A 17,073-nucleotide genomic window follows, 5' to 3' on the forward strand; every position below is an offset into this window, starting at 1 on the left:
TGTTCGGTTTAACGATGAAAGGAATCTGCCGTGAAAGTTTATGTTTTCTATTCCAGTGATATTGCCGTTAATGTCTACGAGAAAGACAAGCTGACTGCTGAAGATAAAAAGCAGTTAAAAAGCGAGGGTTTTCAAAAAATGCCTTTTGAAACAAAGGCTTTAAGCGAAGCGGCCGCCATCGATATAATGCTGGAGCATTTCAGGGAAAATAGCGCCGCGCTGGAAGAATTTACCAAAGATTACTGCATACCGGCGACTATCTTCAGCCTGATCTACTGTTCATGAAAGAGACACTGCTCCTTATGCGATCCGCGTTGAAAGAAGCCTGGAGAAATCAGGTAAAGGATGGCACGACCAAACTGCCCTGCGACAGAAATGCCGAAGCTCTGCAAAAGCTGGCTGCTTTAAAACAACCGCTGCCAAATGTGCTTCACTTTGTCTGGGTTGGCGATCTGCGAGCTTTGGATTGCGAATATATTAATCTCTGGCAGCGTGTCAACAAAGGGAGCAGAATTAACCTTTGGCACGACGAGGATTGCTCACTGAGCCATCGTTTTCATCATTTGCTTGTTCAGTATGCAAAAACAGTCGCGCCACATAGCACGCATCAACGGTTAATCGACTTGCAAAACGAGGCATTTCACTATATTTATGCAAGGTTAGATAAAGGCCACAATTTTAATAAGTTAGCCATACAGTTTTTACAACGTCTGGATATCGAAATGGCAGATTTGCCACCTGCCTCCAGCTTGCTCACTGCGCTATCCGAGCAGGTAACGTTACAAAGCATCCCTCCGCTTTTTTCAGGAAAATTCGCCGCATTAAAAAAATATTATTACTACGAGGTTATACTTCGGGGTAATTTTGCCTGCGCCAGCGATATTGCAAGGCTGCTGATACTTTATTATCACGGCGGCATCTATATCGATACAGATACGCTACCTGCAATGGATTCTTATTTTCCAAAAACAAAAGCATTCCTTAAGCGCTGTGGCGCTAATAACGATCAATATGCCACCGCAGCCATGGCAGAAGCCGTTCTGCAAAAAACGAGGAATAACGCCGGCATTAAAAATGATTTTTACCACTACCTCAATAAAATCTCTGGCATTTCTTCACCTGTAAGGCAGGCTCTTTACTCCAGCATCACGGAAGAAGCAGAAAAAATTAACCTCGCATCTCTTCAACCGTTGGGAAACGTATTCTGCTATACGAATTTTCTTGTGCAAAGTGCAACTCCTTCACTGGTTGGTGTTTACTTCAGTAATGTGCTTGGCGCATGCCCCTATTCCAAAACCATATCTATATTGTTACGCAGCATAAGCAAAAGATATCGTTTCCTGGAAAAGAATGATGCCATTTTTATTTTGACTCAGGAACCTCGCCCACATCACTACCTTGCGCGCTTATTAACCTATCGGCATGAAAGCCTCGCAGGCTGCGGGGAAGTGACGCTTGCTTTAACCGGTCCGGGCCTCATTGTCGAAGTATTATTAGGGTTGTGTTACCACGTACTGAAACTTAATGAAGATATTCCACCCGACTTTCTGTCTGTTTTCATGCAAAACGATCGTTACGGCATCGCTTTTTTCGACCATACGCTACACACACCGGCAGGCTTAGTTTCCTCATGGATGAAGTGACATTAAAAAACGAAAGCATCAGCGCGATAATGCTTTGTTTCAACGAGCAAAAAACCATTACTTCCGCTCTTGATTCCCTACAGGGCCTGGTTGATGAAATAATCATTATTGATACCGGTTCTACCGATAATACGGTGAAGCTGATATCCCAACATCGGGCCCGGGTTAAGCTTTATTTCCGCGCCTGGAATAATGATTTTTCAGCAATGCGAAATTTTGCTATTTCGCAGGCCAGCAGCGCCTGGTGTCTGGTGATTGATGCTGATGAATGTATCGCTAAAGAAACGAGACACACTTTCAGAAATACGATGCATAAGATTAGCCGGGAAGACATAAACGCGCTTTATGCGCCATTAATCGACAACCTCGACGGCAGCAAACTTATCAATAACGCCAGAATCTTCAGAAAAAGATCGTCTCTTCGCTATCACGGCAAGGTTCATGAATATCTCGCAGAAGAAAATAGCAAACTAATCCGTCTTCCTGAGATTAAAATTCTTCACTATGGCTACATTAACAATGCCTGGGAGGAAAAGAACAAGTATTTAAGAAACAAAAAGTTACTCGCCGAGCAAATCCAGTCAGAGCCAGATAACTTAAGATGGAAATATTTTGCTTTGCGTTACTTAGCACCTTGTGAACCAGAGTATGAAGCGATCCTTCAACAATTTGGGGCGCTTCCTTTGCCGTATGCTGATAGCTGGGAAGTTTATGCCTTCAATGTTAAGTCAAAACTCATTATGTATTTACTGGAGAAACAAAACTATAAACATGCCTGGCAACACGCAACGGCGCTTTATAAACATTACAAAGATAAAAACACCTGTTTTCTGTATCTTCTGGCTAATTATCTACAGGCACGGAGCATTTTTCTTATGGCGACCCAGACAAGCCTCGACCTTTTACATGAGACAGAGCATCTGCAAGTTGATGAATATCTGAGCGAGAAATCAAACCCCGATAGTTATAAAAATATACTGGCTGAAATGGCAATGTATATACAAAGACACGAAACCGAAAACGGCCTCGCTATATAATGATATTCAGAAAGGAAGCGCTAGAACATCGTGCAACATCATGGCGCGGCAAAGCCGTTATGCGCGGCGGTTTTCCCGCCTGGCTGCTTGCCATTATTACCTTTGCTTTTTTCACGCTGATAGCGGCATTTCTTACCTTTGGCTCCTGGCACCGCCGGGTCGTGGTCACCGGGGAACTGGTTTCGGTGCCGCGCGCTATCACGCTATTCTCCAGTTGGCAGGGCATTATCGAACGCAGCTTTGTGCTGCCCGGCACGGTCGTCAAAAAGGGTACGCCGCTCTATGAAATTAATATCGACCGCACCATCACCGCGGGCGTGTTTAGCGCCATACAAAAAGAGAATATTGAAAAACAGGTTTCGGCGTTAGACAGCATCATTTTGCGGGTTAAGCAAAATAAGCTTGTCACTCTCGACACGCTGAAAAAACAAAAAGCCAGTTATGAATCCGCTCTGGCACATTCGCAAAAGATCTTAGCCAGCGCCCGAGCCGGACTTAAAAACACGCAGGCTAATATGGAGAGCTATCAGCGACACCTGCAAAGAGGCCTGATAACCAAAGATCAGCTGACCAACCAGGTTTCACTGCATCAGCAGCAACAAATTAACCTGTTAAATATCAGCACCCAGCATGAGCAAAATAATCTGCAAAATATGCTGCTGACCAGCACCCTGCAGACACAGGCGGCCGACTTTGACAACCAGCTTTTTGAGCTTGAAATCCAAAGGAGTGAGTTGTTAAGCCAGCGCGCCAGCGTCGAAGCGAACGGCACTGTGGTTATCACCTCACCCGTTGAGGGCAAAATTGAAACGACAGGCGTTATCGTTGGACAGACGATTAACAATGGCGACAGCCTGGCGCAGATTATTCCAGGCAACGTCAGCTATTACGCGCTGGTGTTCTGGGTTCCTGCCTACGCCGTACCTTACATTTCACCGGGAGATACCATGAACGTTCGCTACGCTGCCTTCCCGGCCGAAAAGTTTGGCCAGTTTTTTAGCACTATTGAGTCAGTTTCTGAACTTCCCACGCCGGTACAGGAAATGGCAAACTGGCCGTCCGCCAAAGAAAAGATGGCCGATCCCTCTGAGACCTGGTTCAGGCTCATCGTGAAACCGCAGAACGCCCTCTTCCGTTACCGCGATAAAACCTTCCTGCCGCAAAACGGCATGCGCGCCAGCGGCGTTTTGTTTCTGGAAAAAAGAAGCCTTATCGAGTGGGTGCTCTCCCCGCTTACCCGCATCAGGAACGATACTTCGGGGCCCGTAGATGAAAAATAAAACCCCTCTTTCCGGTATCGGAGGGCTGAATGTAAAGCTGCGCCGCAAAGTGCCGGTTATGCTGCAAAGCGAGTCGAGCGAGTGCGGGCTGGCCTGCCTGGCGATGGTGGCCTCGTGGCATGGTAAACAGACAAACATACTCTCTCTCAGGCAGGAATACGGCATTTCCCTGCATGGCTGTACGCTCGATACGCTGGCGCAAATTTCCGGGGAGCTGGAAATGGCCTCCAGAGCGCTTTTCGTTGAGATCGATGAACTCCATAAGCTTTCGCTTCCCTGCATTTTGCACTGGGAGTTCAACCATTTTGTCGTGCTCACCCGCATCAAAGGCAATAAAATTACCCTGCACGATCCCGCCGTAGGCGTGAAGACGCTGAAATCAGACGAACTCTCAAAAAGCTTTACCGGCGTCGCTTTTGAACTGTGGCCAAAGGTTGCCTTTACCCGGCAGGTTAAACCGCGAAGCATGAAAATGCTCGATTTGCTACGCAACGTCAGCGGATTGAAAGGCGTACTCGGCAAGCTTTTTTTACTGTCGCTGATGATTGAGTTTATTGGCCTGCTGCTTCCCGTTGGCACCCAGCTCATCATGGATCACGTCATTCCTGAAAACGATCGAAGCCTGCTGGTGGTCATCTGCTCTGGACTGATGCTGATGACTCTGCTGCAAACCGCCATCAGTTTATGGCGCCACTGGGCGGTCGTTATGATCGGTGCCACAACGGATTTACAGTGGAAGGATGGGCTTTTCCGTCACCTGGTGAGTCTTCCGTTAGCCTGGTTTGAAAAACGCAAGCTTGGCGACATCCAGTCACGTTATTTTTCCATCGATACCATTCGCGAAACGTTCATCACCGAAATCACCGACGGCATGGTGAGCTTTCTTATCGTCAGCGGTTCGCTTTCGCTTTTATTCTTTTATGGCGGCGCATTAAGCTTTATCGCCATCGCCTTTACGCTAATTTATATCCTCATTCGGCTGATGACCTGGCCGGTTTACCGGCAAATGTCGGAAGAACAGCTTGTCAAAGACGCCAGCGCAAACTCGTATCTGACCGAGACGCTTTTTAGCGTCGCGACTATCCGTTCTCAGGGCCTGGAAGAGCGCCGCTGCCGCAATATGATGAATCTGAACGTCAACACGGCCAACTCCGCCATCATGCTGGCGAAATTCGACATGACTTTCATCCTGATAGGGACGCTGATTGGCACCTGCGAATATATTCTGATCCTCTGGTTTGGCGTTACACGCGTGCTGGACAATCAGATGACGGCAGGGGCCTGGATAGCTTTTGGGACCTTCCGCGCGCTGTTTTCCGACCGCGCGCTGGCCTTCACCGATACGTTGCTCCAGCTACGAATGCTCGCTTTACACAACGAGCGGGTATCAGACATCGCCTTATCGCCCACTGAACCTGAAACGCCCGTGCGGCAGCTTTTTCCGGCAGGAAAGGCGCTGAGTCTTGCCACGCAGAAGCTGACCTTTCGCTATGACAAATACGCTCCGTCGGTGATAAACGAGCTGAATTTATCCATTAATGCGGGTGAAAGCGTGGCCATCACCGGCCCCTCCGGCTGCGGGAAGAGCACGCTGATGAAGCTGCTTTGCGGCCTGACGGCGCCGGAGAGCGGCAGGATTATGGTTGATGGTCGGGATGTTCATCAGGCAGGCGTGAATAATTACCGCCGCGCCATCGCCAGCATCCTTCAGGATGACAAGCTGCTTTCCGGGTCACTGCGCAGCAATATTTCCGCATTCAGCCAAAACGTCGATGAAGCATGGATGGTTGAATGCGCAAAGCTCAGCAATATCCACGACGACATTTTAGCGCTGCCGATGGGATATGACACGCTGGTTGGCGAGCTGGGAGAAGGGCTTTCAGGCGGGCAAAAACAGCGTTTGTTTATCGCCCGTGCGCTCTATAGCCGCCCCGGTATTCTTTTTATGGACGAAGCCACCAGCCACTTAGATGAAGAGAACGAGCGGCTGATCAATGAGGCCATCGCCGGGCTTGGCATGACGCGAGTCCTTGTTGCCCATCGCCCTTCCACCATCGCTTCGGCCCATCGGGTAATTACGTTGCGCGTTTAATCCCCCTGCGTCTGAGGTGGTTTCTGGCGTTAATAAGCGCTACAATTCCCGCCCTAAAATTGGGGTAATCCCAAAGCCTTTATCACCGCTTCATCAGGTGAAGCGGTTCTGACCTGATATCAGACCGGGAACATCATGTTTAAACCAGAACTTTTATCGCCAGCGGGAACGCTGAAAAATATGCGTTACGCTTTCGCCTATGGCGCAGACGCCGTTTACGCAGGCCAGCCACGCTACAGCCTGCGCGTGCGTAATAACGAGTTCAACCACGAAAACCTGCAGCTCGGTATCAACGAAGCCCACGAGCTGGGTAAAAAATTCTACGTCGTGGTTAATATCGCCCCGCACAACGCCAAGCTGAAAACCTTTATTCGCGATCTGAAGCCGGTCGTCGGGATGGGGCCGGACGCGCTGATTATGTCCGATCCGGGTCTGATCATGCTGGTACGTGAAGCCTTCCCTGAGATGGACATTCATCTGTCGGTACAGGCCAACGCCGTTAACTGGGCGACGGTGAAGTTCTGGAAGCAGATGGGCCTGACCCGCGTTATTCTTTCGCGCGAGCTCTCCTTAGACGAAATCGCAGAAATCCGCGAGCAGGTGCCGGAAATGGAGCTGGAGATCTTCGTTCACGGCGCGCTGTGCATGGCCTACTCCGGCCGCTGCCTGCTGTCGGGGTATATCAACAAGCGCGATCCAAACCAGGGCACCTGCACCAACGCCTGCCGCTGGGAATACAAAGTTGAAGAAGGTAAAGAAGATGACGTGGGCAACATCGTCCACGTTCATGAGCCTATTCCGGTACAGAATATCGAGCCAACGCTCGGCGTGGGCGCGCCAACCGATAAAGTCTTTATGATGGAAGAGGCTAAACGCCCCGGCGAGTATATGACCGCGTTTGAAGACGAACACGGCACCTACATCATGAACTCCAAAGATCTGCGGGCCATCGAACACGTGGAGCGCCTGACGAAAATGGGCGTGCACTCGTTAAAAATCGAAGGCCGCACCAAATCCTATTACTACTGCGCGCGTACCGCCCAGGTTTATCGCCGTGCGATTGATGACGCTGCGGCAGGCAAACCTTTCGATCCAACGCTTCTGCAAACGCTGGAAGGACTGGCGCATCGCGGCTATACCGAAGGTTTCCTGCGTCGTCACACGCACGAAAGACATCAGAATTACGAATACGGCCATTCTATTTCCGAGCGCCAGCAGTTTGTCGGTGAGTTCACGGGCGAGCGTCGGGGCGATCTGGCGGCCGTTGCCGTGAAAAACAAATTCCTGCTCGGCGACAGCCTTGAGTTAATGACCCCGCAGGGCAACGTGACTTTCACGCTGGAAATGTTAGAGAACGGCAAAGCACAGCCTGTTGAGGTGGCGCCCGGCGACGGTCACACCGTATGGTTGCCTGTTCCGCAGGATGTGTCGCTGGATTATGCACTGCTAATGCGCAACCTGGCAGGTCAGACCACCCGTAATCCGCACGCTAACTAGTTAATTTGGATTATTTTTTCCCGGTGAGAGGATTCTTAGAAATCGATCACACACCGTCTGGCCTGAATTAGTTATTATTTGCGGGCTGAAAAACATAACCCATAAATGCTAGTTGTACCAGGAACCACCTCCTTGGCCTGCACAATCTCCCTTGCGCAGGCCTTCTTTTTTTCCCTAATTCGTCCCGTTCTTATCCGCCCGCGTCTTTCATGAGATACACTTTCTTATCATTGATCTTCCTGAGGTAAACCATGGATAAGTTTCCGGTAACGCTTGTGATTCTCAACGGCAAGGGTGCCAATATTCCAGAGCTGCGCAGCGCGGTCAACGTGATGCGTGAAGAAGGTTACAAGCTGCATATACGCGTCACCTGGGAACAGGGCGATGCCGCCCGCTATGTTGACGAGGCAATTGAACTGGGCGTGGCAACCGTGGTGGCCGGCGGAGGCGACGGCACTATTAATGAAGTAGCGACGGCGCTGGCGCAACGCGATCCCGCTAACCGCCCTGCGCTGGGCATTTTACCGCTGGGAACGGCAAACGATTTTGCTACCAGCATCGGCATTCCCGTCGAGCTGGATAAAGCCCTGCAGCTGGCGATGGTCGGCCACGCTTTCGATGTCGATCTGGTGGCAGTCAATAAAACGGCTTTCTTTATGAATATGGCGACAGGCGGGTTTGGTACGCGCATCACGACCGAAACGCCGGAAAAGTTAAAAGCCGCGCTTGGCGGCGTCTCGTATTTTATCCACGGCTTGTTGCGTCTCGATACGCTAAAACCCGACCGCTGTGAAATCCGCGGCGAAAATTTCAGCTGGGAAGGCGACGCGCTGGTGATTGGAATCGGTAACGGTCGTCAGGCAGGCGGCGGACAGCAGCTTTGCCCGCAGGCGCTTATTAATGACGGGCTGCTGGATCTGCGTATTTTTACCGGAGAAGAGCTGCTGCCGGCTTTGTTTACCACCCTGACCCGCCCGGAGGAAAGCCCGAACGTCATCGACGGGCGCTCTTCGTGGTTTGAAATCAGCGCGCCGCACGAGATAACCTTTAATCTCGACGGCGAGCCGTTAAAGGGAAGCGAGTTCCGCATCGAGATCCATCCAAACGCCCTGCGCTGCCGTTTACCGCCAAATTGCCCGCTGCTGGGCTAAGCAAAATCGCAGCCGACGTGCAGGGCGAACATATCGCTACGCGATGCTTATCTTCGCATCCAGATAGACATCCTGAACGGCATTGATGAGCTTCACGCCCTCGGGCATGGGTTTTTTGAACGCTTTACGGCCCAGAATCAGCCCCATCCCGCCCGCGCGTTTATTGATGACCGCGGTACGCACCGCATCGGCAAGATCTGTTTCTCCGCCCGCCGCGCCCCCCGAGTTGATCAGGCCGGCACGTCCCATATAGCAGTTGGCCAGCTGATAACGGACCAGATCGATTGGGTTGTCGGTAGTCAGTTTGCTGTAGACAAGGTCGTCGGTATAGCCGAAGTTAACCGCTTTGTAGCCGCCGTTATTTTCAGCCATTTTCTGCTTAACGATATCCGCGCCGATAGTCGCGGCCAGATGGTTTGCCTGCCCGGTGAGGTCGGCGCTGAGGTGGTAATCCACGCCGTCTTTTTTGAAGTCCGGGTTACGTAAATAGGCCCACAGCACGGTGACCATCCCCAGCTCATGGGCACGTTCAAACGCGCTGGAGATCTCTTCAATCTGGCGTCGCGACTCAGGCGAACCAAAGTAAATGGTCGCCCCTACCGCCACCGCGCCCATATTGAACGCCTGCTCAACGCTTGCATAGAGCGTTTGATCGTAAGTGGTTGGATAGCTCAGCGTCTCGTTATGATTAAGCTTAACGAGGAAAGGAATACGGTGCGCATAGCGGCGCGAAACAGAGGCCAGCACGCCATAGGTAGATGCCACACAGTTACAGCCCGCTTCAATAGCCAGCTCCACGATGTTTTTTGGATCGAAATAGAGGGGGTTTGCGGCGAAAGACGCACCCGCTGAGTGCTCGACGCCCTGGTCAACCGGCAAAATAGAAAGATAACCCGTTCCTGCCAGACGCCCGGTGTTATACAGCGTCTGCATATTTCGTAGCACCGCGGGCGGGCGGTTATTGTCTATCATCACACGGTCGACATAATCTGAACCAGGCAAATGCAGCTGGTCCGCAGGAATAGTCATACAACGATGCTGTAATAAGCCGTCGGCATCTTTGCCAAGCAGCTGTGCAATATCGGTCATAATACGCTCCCGTAAGGTCAGCGAGTCTTTACCCGCTGAGGATAAGATTTTGGCCCCGCACCTGGCGCGAAGGGCAGAGATAATCCTGGTCCCGACTTGCCGCCTTCGCCACCTGCGGGAGCACTTTCGTCTAATCGATTTTGTAACGCCGGGTAGCCACCGCGTATCAGGCCCGTGTCACCACCACTCATGAAAATGATGCACCGGACCGATACCCTGCCCAACTTCCAGCGAATCAGCCTGCTCTAAAGCCCGGGTTAACCATTTTTTCGCCGCCAGAATAGTTTGTGGCCAGTCGGCGTAACGCGGGCGGAGCGCGGCAAGCGCCGCAGAAAGCGTGCAGCCCGTGCCATGAGTGTGTCGCGTCTGTACACGCGGCGTGGTAAAGCGCTGTGCGCCTTCACGGGTAAATAACCAGTCGGGGCTCTCGGCATCGTCCAGATGCCCGCCTTTCATCAATACGGCCTGGCATCCCATCCCCAGCAGGGCGTCTCCCTGTTCTTTCATTTCTCTCTCATTACGGGCATGCGGCGCATCCAGCAGCGCTGCCGCCTCAGGAAGATTTGGCGTAATCAGCGTCACCTGCGGTAATAAACGACGGCGCAGGCTTTCCACCGCGGAGGCGGCAAGCAGCGGATCGCCGCTTTTTGCCAGCATCACCGTGTCCAGCACCACGTTTTGCACGTTGTAAAAGGCAAGACGTTCGGCCACAGCCTCAACGATATCCGTTTCTGCCAGCATGCCGATTTTCGTGGTATCGATACGCACGTCGCTTAACACCGAGTCGAGCTGGGCGGCGACAAAATCGGGTTCGATGCGATATACCGACTGCACGCCTCGTGTATTTTGCGCCACCAGGGCGGTAATCACGCTGGTGCCGTAAGCGCCTAATGCCGAGAAAGTTTTCAGATCGGCCTGGATGCCTGCGCCGCCGCCTGGGTCAGTCCCGGCAATGGTTAAGGCGTTAATTCGTTTCATACCCTTCATGCCAGCGCCTCCCCGTTCATCAGGTAAAGCGCATCCAGAAAGGCCGGGCTAAAACTGCCGGGGCCAGCGCTTACGGCGATTGCCTGCTCGCCCGCTAATTTCATAAACCGGCAGGCGGAAGCAACGTTATCCAGGCGGGAACCCGGCAGCGAACAGCAAGCCGCGACGACAGCGGAAAGCGCGCATCCGGTGCCGACCACACGAGTCATCAATGCGCCTCCACCGGCGATCGCCCACGCTTTATTGCCGTCAGTTACGTAATCAAGTTCGCCGGTAACCGCCACAACCGCACCGGTAAGCTGGGCAAGATGCTGCGCGGCCGGTAAAGCGCTTAACGCATCAGCGGTGCTGTCCACTCCCCGCCCGCCCGCCGTTTCCCCTGCCAGCGCGAGGATTTCAGAAGCGTTGCCGCGAATGGCCGCTGGACGCAAAGCGAGAATGTCATGGGCAAACTGTGTGCGGAATGTAAGGCCGCCAACGGCAACAGGATCGAATATCCACGGTGTGGAAGAAGCATTTGCCGCATGAATAGCGGCAAACATTGCGCGACTGCGGTCCGCCGTGAGCGTACCCACATTAATAAGCAGCGAGTCGGCCAGAGGGCTAAACTGCGCGGCCTCTTCTGGCTCAATCACCATGGCTGGCGCAGCGCCAAGAGCGAGCAGAACGTTGGCGGTGAAATTTTGCACTACATCGTTCGTCATGCAGTGCACTAAAGGGGAAGCAAGGCGTAAATGTTGCAAAGCAGTCGCGGCGCGGCGGCCGGGCAGCAGGTCAGGTTGCATAGCAGGCTCCTGTCCGGCGTGAAGAAGGGATGCGGACAGGCATCTGACTTCCCTACGCTGGCATTATCCAGATCAGGTGGTACGGGTATTTCTCAGCCTTCACAAGGAAGGGCACCCCGAGTCATTTAAAATCAAAAAGTTGCGATTAACGCTCCGTCAATCGTCGTTCAGGATAATACCGGCGAGCAGCCTTGTAAACGAACTTTCGGTCTGCGGCTGTCTCAGGTTGTAGCCTTGTCGCATCTCCTCGTTATGGATTGAACCCCTTATGCCGCCAGCATAAAAAAACAGGAATTGAGAACGAGAGCTAAATTTATTTACCTTCTTATGAAATTATATGAACTTGACTGAAAAGCATTCAAAAGAATTTTATTTAAGATTAATAAACAAGGCATAAAAAATAAAAATTGATGTTTATTTTTATGAATTTTTTAGCCATAAACGAATAAAACTATAAACATTTCTATTCAATTATGAAAAAAGCTTAAACCACCCTAACTTGATTGACACAGGTTAATTTAAAAACGTAAATTGCATTAAATTTATCTGTTCATGTAAAGGACGTTTCGCAAAATATGAATGCTTTAAATCACATCATCAAAGAATTCTTTCCGGACAAACCTCTTTCTCCCTTCCAGTTATGGCTGGTGAAACTGGCGTTCGGAAAGTCACAGTTACAGGGCAGCGCTGGAAAAAATGGTGTGGATTGGGTGCAATATTTAGTGGAATCACTCCGCTTTAGCTGTGAAGTTCAGCGCGAGGATTATGATAACATTCCCCGCAAGGGTCCGGTGATTGTAATCTCTAATCATCCAACGGTAATGGATGGGGCAGCGCTGATAACGACCATATCCAGGGTAAGGAAAGATATTAAGATAGTAGCAAACCATGTACTACCAATGATCTGCCCGGCCGTAAAAGATATTACCATTGGCATAAAAAACATGGCGGGTAAAATGAGCCATCGCCAGTTTGCAGAAATGAATTCGCATCTTAAAAAAGGCGGCGTATTGATTATTTGCCCTGCTGGAAAGCTGGCAAAAATTTCCCTTTCCGGGTTGCAGGAGCAGCCATGGAATGTAGGCTTTGTACAGCTCGCCATAAGAAATAATACTGCATTGATACCCATTCATATCAAAGGCCGTAACAGCATCCGGTATTATTTAACCGCGATGCTGTGGCGTAAGTTATCTAACCTGATGATCGTACGGGAAAGCATGAGGCACCGGGGAAAGACGCTAAGAATTAAGATAGGAGAGCAGATTAAGTTACCCCCGGCCGCTTTCACTAAAGAACTTTTCCCCCAGTTTGCCGAGCAGTGTCGGCACCATCTTTTGCTGACTGGAAATAACGAACCTGGCATCTTGCCTACGCTTCCCGCCATAGCAAGGCCGGAAAATAAGCATGAATTAATTAACGCCGTAAACCAATGTGAGATTTTAAAAATCTTCAGCGATGGCAAAGTTATTTTACTTTATCGCTATCAGGGAGAGGACGCCTCACCTGTGATTAATGAATTGGGCCGCTTAAGAGAGATTTGCTTTCGTGAGCTTGGGGCCGGTAGCGGAACAAAACGCGATACCGATCGTTATGACCTGTATTATAATCATATTATTTTATGGCATCCACAGAACGGTGAAATCGTAGGAGCCTACCGCATTATTCCCGTGGGAGAATTACCAGCCGGTGAAGGATTAAAAGGGCTGTATAGTAATAGCCTTTTTAACTATCACGATAACGCCTTACCCTATCTCGAAAAAAGCTTTGAAATCGGCCGAGGTTTTATTCAGCCACATCATCAGAAGACTAATGCGCTCGACTGTTTATGGCAGGGGATTTTCTGTTTTACTAAGCGGCACCCGGAATATAATTATTTCCTGGGCGTATTGACCATTCCTGACTCCTGTGCTGCGGAAGCTCAACAGCTTATTACGACGTTTTATCAGCTTTATTTTTCTACTGACGAGCAGATATGTATGCCGGTCAACCCATACCGGGTAGAGAAAACCGCATTGCGCCATTCCTTTTCAGGCGATGATTTTTTTGGTGACTGGAAAAGACTGCAGGAGGGTCTTAAAGCACAGGGTTGCGAGCTGCCCTGGCCCTATAAACAAGCGGCAAAATGGTATCGGCCGGGAGGTTCAAAAATTTTATCATTCGCTAAAGACGACAGCTTTAATTCTATTGCGGGATTAAACCTTTGCGAAATTAACAGCCTGAAAGAAATGTACTTCAAACATTATTACGAAAATCAGCAATAGCACTTTATTTAGCATAGCTACGCTTAAAATATGCTCATGGCGATACATCTTTTACCTTACGGAAAACAATGGCAGATACTGCGATCGGTTATTTTTCATATGGATCTATATTTCAATGAAGTACTTTAACAGGCAAATACTTATTCTCATCTCTGCTCTGAGCACAGGAGGCTGCGATTCAGCAGCTACAGGACTTTACTCTGGTTATTCCCAGGGGGACTTCATCTATATCTCTTCTTCCGACACGGAAAAAATCGAACGCCTGCTGGTCAAAAAAGGAGAAAGAGTCATTGCAGGGCAGGCTTTAGTTGAAATGGAAAAGTTTACGGCGGCAAATGCGCGCCAGCGCGCAGAAAAAAACTATCAGGCTGAAAAGGCCCTGCTGGCGAACCTGGAATCTGGCTACAGGCCTCAGGAGCTGGACATTATCCGCTCGCAGCTTGAGCGCGCCCGCTCTGCGGCAAATCGGGCCCAGCGTCAGCTTGAGCGTTATCGCAAACTTTACGCAACACGTGTCGTTTCTGCTGCCGAATGGGAAAATATCAACGACGAACATGCACAAAAGAGCGCACAGGTAAAAGAACTGACCTACCAGCTGCAGGCCAGGCAACTTCCTGCCCGCCAGGAGGAGATAAACAATCAGGCATCACGCGTCGCTGCCGCAAAATTACAGTGGGATCAAGCCGAATGGAATTTTCAGCAAAGTACGCTGGTCGCCCCCCAGGATGCGCAGGTTTATGACATTCTTTATCGCCGCGGAGAACGCCCGCTGGGTGGGAAACCAATAATCAGTTTGCTGCCAGACGATAATATTAAAATCCGTTTTTTTGTCCCTGAAAGCCAGCTGGGGACCCTGCGCGTTGGCATGAAAGCGCTGTTGTCATGTGATAACTGCAGCGAAAATATTTTGGCCGTTATTAATTACATTAGTCCTAAAGCGGAATACACCCCTCCCGTTATTTACAGCACCAGGCGGCGTGAAAAACTGCTCTTCATGGTCGAAGCCGTTCCCGCCGTTGCCCAGGCTGGCCTGATAAAAATCGGGCAGCCCTTTAATGTGGAGCTCCTCACCAATGAGTGAATTTTGTATTGATGTTCATCATCTCAATAAACATTTCGGCCATCATCATGCGGTGAAAGATTTTTCTCTTCAGGTTGCACGCGGGGAGATTTACGGATTTCTTGGGCCAAACGGCAGCGGAAAAACCACCTCTATTCGAATGATGTGCGGCCTGATTACGCCAGACTCAGGCACCGGTCATTGTCTGGGAATGGATATCTTCACTCAGCGGGACGCCCTGAAAAAACGTATCGGCTATATGACCCAGCATTTCTCCATGTGGGAAAATCTGACCATCCGTGAGAATTTACTGTTTATTGCCCGACTGCATAATCTGAAACAGCGCAGGAAGCAAGTTGAGCAAACGCTTGCCGAGCTGGGGCTGGAATCCCGGCAGCATCAGCTGGCAGGCGTACTCTCCGGCGGGTGGAAGCAGAGAATGGCGCTCGCTGCCTGTATGCTGCACCAGCCTTCTTTGCTTTTCCTTGATGAGCCGACGGCAGGCGTGGACCCCAAAGCCCGTCGGGAATTCTGGCATACGCTGCACCAGCTATCCGATAAAGGCGTTTCTATTCTGGTCAGTACGCATTATATGGATGAAGCGGAACGCTGCCATAAAGTGGCCTATCTCTCATACGGCCATTTATTAGCTAATGGGACTATCCCGTCCATTATTCAGGCGCTGAATCTGACCACTATAAAAATCGCCGGCGCCGGCCTGTCGGCCCTGGAAAATCGGTTACAGCCGTTTCCGGAAGTTGAGCAGACGGTTATTTTTGGCAATAACCTCTTTGTTACCTCGCGGGATGAAGGGCGGTTAATGGCGCTTATCTCAACGATAACGGATGACAGTTACGCTATTGCTAAGGTGGATACCAACCTTGAAGATGCGTTTACCTGGTTAATGAAAAATAATGGTGAAAAAATTAATGCTTAATTTTTCTTTCACTCGCTGGATTGGCGTTGTGATTAAAGAGATACATGAGCTTCGCAGAGATAAAATCAGCATCAGCATGCTGATTTTAACGCCGATATTTCAGCTCATTATTCTGGGTTATGCGGTGCAGATGGACCCAAGGCAGGTTCCCACGGCCTTATTGAACTATGACAATGCGCGCATGAGCCAGGTTTTTGTCACCGCTGCGCAAAATACCAGCTATTTTTCTATGCGCCAGATGGCGTCTGAAGAGGAAGCGAATAACGCTTTTGTCAGAGGAGATGTCATCTTTATTGTTACCATTCCGCAGGGTTTTACGGAAAAGCTTTTACGCGGAGAAAAACCGCAGATTTTAATTCAGGGGGATGCTATCGATCCCATGACCATCGGCAACGCCCTGAGCGCCATTGTGCAGGCAGCTAAGTCGATGTTTCAGCACGATCTCCCGCAGGCGTTGAGAACCGAGGAGGCAAGCGATAATTTTGAGCTGGTTATTCACCGCATGTTTAATCCAGAAGGCATTACTCAGTACAACACTATCCCCGGCATTATTGGTTCCATCCTCAGCACCACGCTTATTTTGATGACCGCATTATCCATCACCCGTGAACGTGAAAATGGCGCGATAGAAAATTTACTGATTTCGCCGTTGACCAGTCTGGAAGTGATCGTTGGCAAAATTACGCCCTTTATACTTATCGGTATGTTTCAGTCTTTACTGATCCTGCTATCCGCCGTCTTTCTGTTCGACATTCCGCTGGCCGGCAACTTTTTCCTGCTCTTTACGATTCTGGTGGTCTATATCTTCCTCTGTCTTTCAATAGGGATTGCCATTTCAAGCGTGGCGCAAAGCCAACTGCAGGCGCTGCAGATGTCTTCATTTTATTTTATTCCCTCCATTATGCTTTCCGGTTTTATCAGCCCTTTTATCAGTATGCCCGGCTGGGCGCAGGCGATTGGCTCCTGTTTACCGCTGACCTACTTTATCCGGCTGGTAAAGGGGGTGATGCTGAAAGGATATACGGCCGCTGAATTAATGCCGTCGCTCCTGCCGCTGATTGCCATAGCCGTTATTGTTATCGGAATAGGATTAAAGATGTACCATAAAACACTGGACTAAAGCGTTATGCCAGCCCGTTGAAGAACGCCTCAGGCGGCGTGATGGGCGAATAAACCGCCGCCTGAGCTTATGTAGCCATCAGCCCTCTCCTGCACGAGACCAGGCAGAAGTGAATCGCTCCCCTGAGTCAGACA

At 50.3% G+C, this 17,073-nt stretch carries 14 protein-coding genes and 1 riboswitch; of the genes, 11 read left to right on the forward strand and 3 right to left on the reverse strand.

Annotation, left to right across the window (positions count from 1 at the left end):
* Nucleotides 1–30 precede the first annotated feature (30 nt).
* The 7 genes from WLO31_RS13445 to yegS all read left to right on the forward strand — a co-directional run bounded on the left by WLO31_RS13445 (nucleotide 31) and on the right by yegS (nucleotide 8,700).
* The gene (locus WLO31_RS13445) at nucleotides 31–285 is read left to right on the forward strand and encodes a hypothetical protein (protein WP_435927107.1); all 255 of its coding nucleotides are present in this window, start codon (nucleotides 31–33) and stop codon (nucleotides 283–285) included.
* Nucleotides 282–1,643, forward strand: a complete 1,362-nt coding sequence (locus WLO31_RS13450; protein WP_435927108.1) for a TcdA/TcdB catalytic glycosyltransferase domain-containing protein — start codon at nucleotides 282–284, stop codon at nucleotides 1,641–1,643. The genes WLO31_RS13445 and WLO31_RS13450 overlap by 4 nt, the downstream gene beginning before the upstream one ends.
* Nucleotides 1,631–2,680: a glycosyltransferase family 2 protein gene (locus tag WLO31_RS13455; protein WP_435927109.1), complete on the forward strand. Its 1,050-nt coding sequence runs from the start codon at nucleotides 1,631–1,633 to the stop codon at nucleotides 2,678–2,680. Before WLO31_RS13450 ends, WLO31_RS13455 begins: the two co-directional genes overlap by 13 nt.
* Nucleotides 2,681–2,739: 59 nt before the next feature.
* A complete protein-coding gene (locus WLO31_RS13460) occupies nucleotides 2,740–3,960 on the forward strand; it encodes an HlyD family secretion protein (RefSeq protein WP_435927110.1) in 1,221 nt (406 codons plus the stop codon).
* A complete protein-coding gene (locus WLO31_RS13465; RefSeq protein ID WP_435927111.1) occupies nucleotides 3,950–6,052 on the forward strand; it encodes a peptidase domain-containing ABC transporter in 2,103 nt (700 codons plus the stop codon). The genes WLO31_RS13460 and WLO31_RS13465 overlap by 11 nt, the downstream gene beginning before the upstream one ends.
* A 135-nt stretch (nucleotides 6,053–6,187) precedes the next feature.
* Complete coding sequence (gene trhP, locus WLO31_RS13470; protein WP_435927112.1) at nucleotides 6,188–7,549, forward strand: prephenate-dependent tRNA uridine(34) hydroxylase TrhP; 1,362 nt, start codon at nucleotides 6,188–6,190, stop codon at nucleotides 7,547–7,549.
* A gap of 251 nt (nucleotides 7,550–7,800) precedes the next feature.
* A complete protein-coding gene (gene yegS / locus WLO31_RS13475; protein ID WP_435927113.1) occupies nucleotides 7,801–8,700 on the forward strand; it encodes a lipid kinase YegS in 900 nt (299 codons plus the stop codon).
* A gap of 36 nt (nucleotides 8,701–8,736) precedes the next feature.
* Here the strand turns inward: yegS and fbaB are convergent, their stop codons facing one another.
* The 3 genes from fbaB to thiM form a co-directional block, all read right to left on the reverse strand.
* Nucleotides 8,737–9,789: a class I fructose-bisphosphate aldolase gene (gene fbaB, locus WLO31_RS13480; RefSeq protein WP_435927114.1), complete on the reverse strand. Its 1,053-nt coding sequence runs from the start codon at nucleotides 9,787–9,789 to the stop codon at nucleotides 8,737–8,739.
* A gap of 177 nt (nucleotides 9,790–9,966) precedes the next feature.
* Complete coding sequence (gene thiD, locus WLO31_RS13485) at nucleotides 9,967–10,767, reverse strand: bifunctional hydroxymethylpyrimidine kinase/phosphomethylpyrimidine kinase (protein WP_435930606.1); 801 nt, start codon at nucleotides 10,765–10,767, stop codon at nucleotides 9,967–9,969.
* A gap of 5 nt (nucleotides 10,768–10,772) precedes the next feature.
* Nucleotides 10,773–11,561, reverse strand: a complete 789-nt coding sequence (thiM, locus tag WLO31_RS13490; RefSeq protein WP_435927115.1) for a hydroxyethylthiazole kinase — start codon at nucleotides 11,559–11,561, stop codon at nucleotides 10,773–10,775.
* 32 nt (nucleotides 11,562–11,593) lie between these two features.
* A riboswitch (TPP riboswitch) is annotated at nucleotides 11,594–11,690 on the reverse strand.
* A gap of 446 nt (nucleotides 11,691–12,136) precedes the next feature.
* Between thiM and WLO31_RS13495 the strand changes: the two genes are divergently transcribed.
* The 4 genes from WLO31_RS13495 to WLO31_RS13510 all read left to right on the forward strand — a co-directional run bounded on the left by WLO31_RS13495 (nucleotide 12,137) and on the right by WLO31_RS13510 (nucleotide 16,939).
* Nucleotides 12,137–13,822, forward strand: coding sequence for a lysophospholipid acyltransferase family protein (locus WLO31_RS13495; protein WP_435927117.1), 1,686 nt, complete (start codon nucleotides 12,137–12,139; stop codon nucleotides 13,820–13,822).
* 115 nt (nucleotides 13,823–13,937) lie between these two features.
* Nucleotides 13,938–14,903 (forward strand): HlyD family secretion protein, encoded by a 966-nt coding sequence (locus tag WLO31_RS13500; RefSeq protein ID WP_435927118.1) that lies wholly within the window; start codon nucleotides 13,938–13,940, stop codon nucleotides 14,901–14,903.
* Complete coding sequence (locus tag WLO31_RS13505) at nucleotides 14,896–15,819, forward strand: ABC transporter ATP-binding protein (protein ID WP_435927119.1); 924 nt, start codon at nucleotides 14,896–14,898, stop codon at nucleotides 15,817–15,819. The genes WLO31_RS13500 and WLO31_RS13505 overlap by 8 nt, the downstream gene beginning before the upstream one ends.
* Nucleotides 15,800–16,939 carry an ABC transporter permease gene (locus WLO31_RS13510; protein WP_435930607.1) on the forward strand — a complete coding sequence of 380 codons (1,140 nt, stop codon included), beginning with the start codon at nucleotides 15,800–15,802 and terminating at the stop codon, nucleotides 16,937–16,939. Before WLO31_RS13505 ends, WLO31_RS13510 begins: the two co-directional genes overlap by 20 nt.
* Nucleotides 16,940–17,073 lie beyond the last annotated feature (134 nt).

The organism is Dryocola sharpae (assembly GCF_051307055.1).
Taxonomy (GTDB): Bacteria; Pseudomonadota; Gammaproteobacteria; order Enterobacterales; family Enterobacteriaceae; genus Dryocola.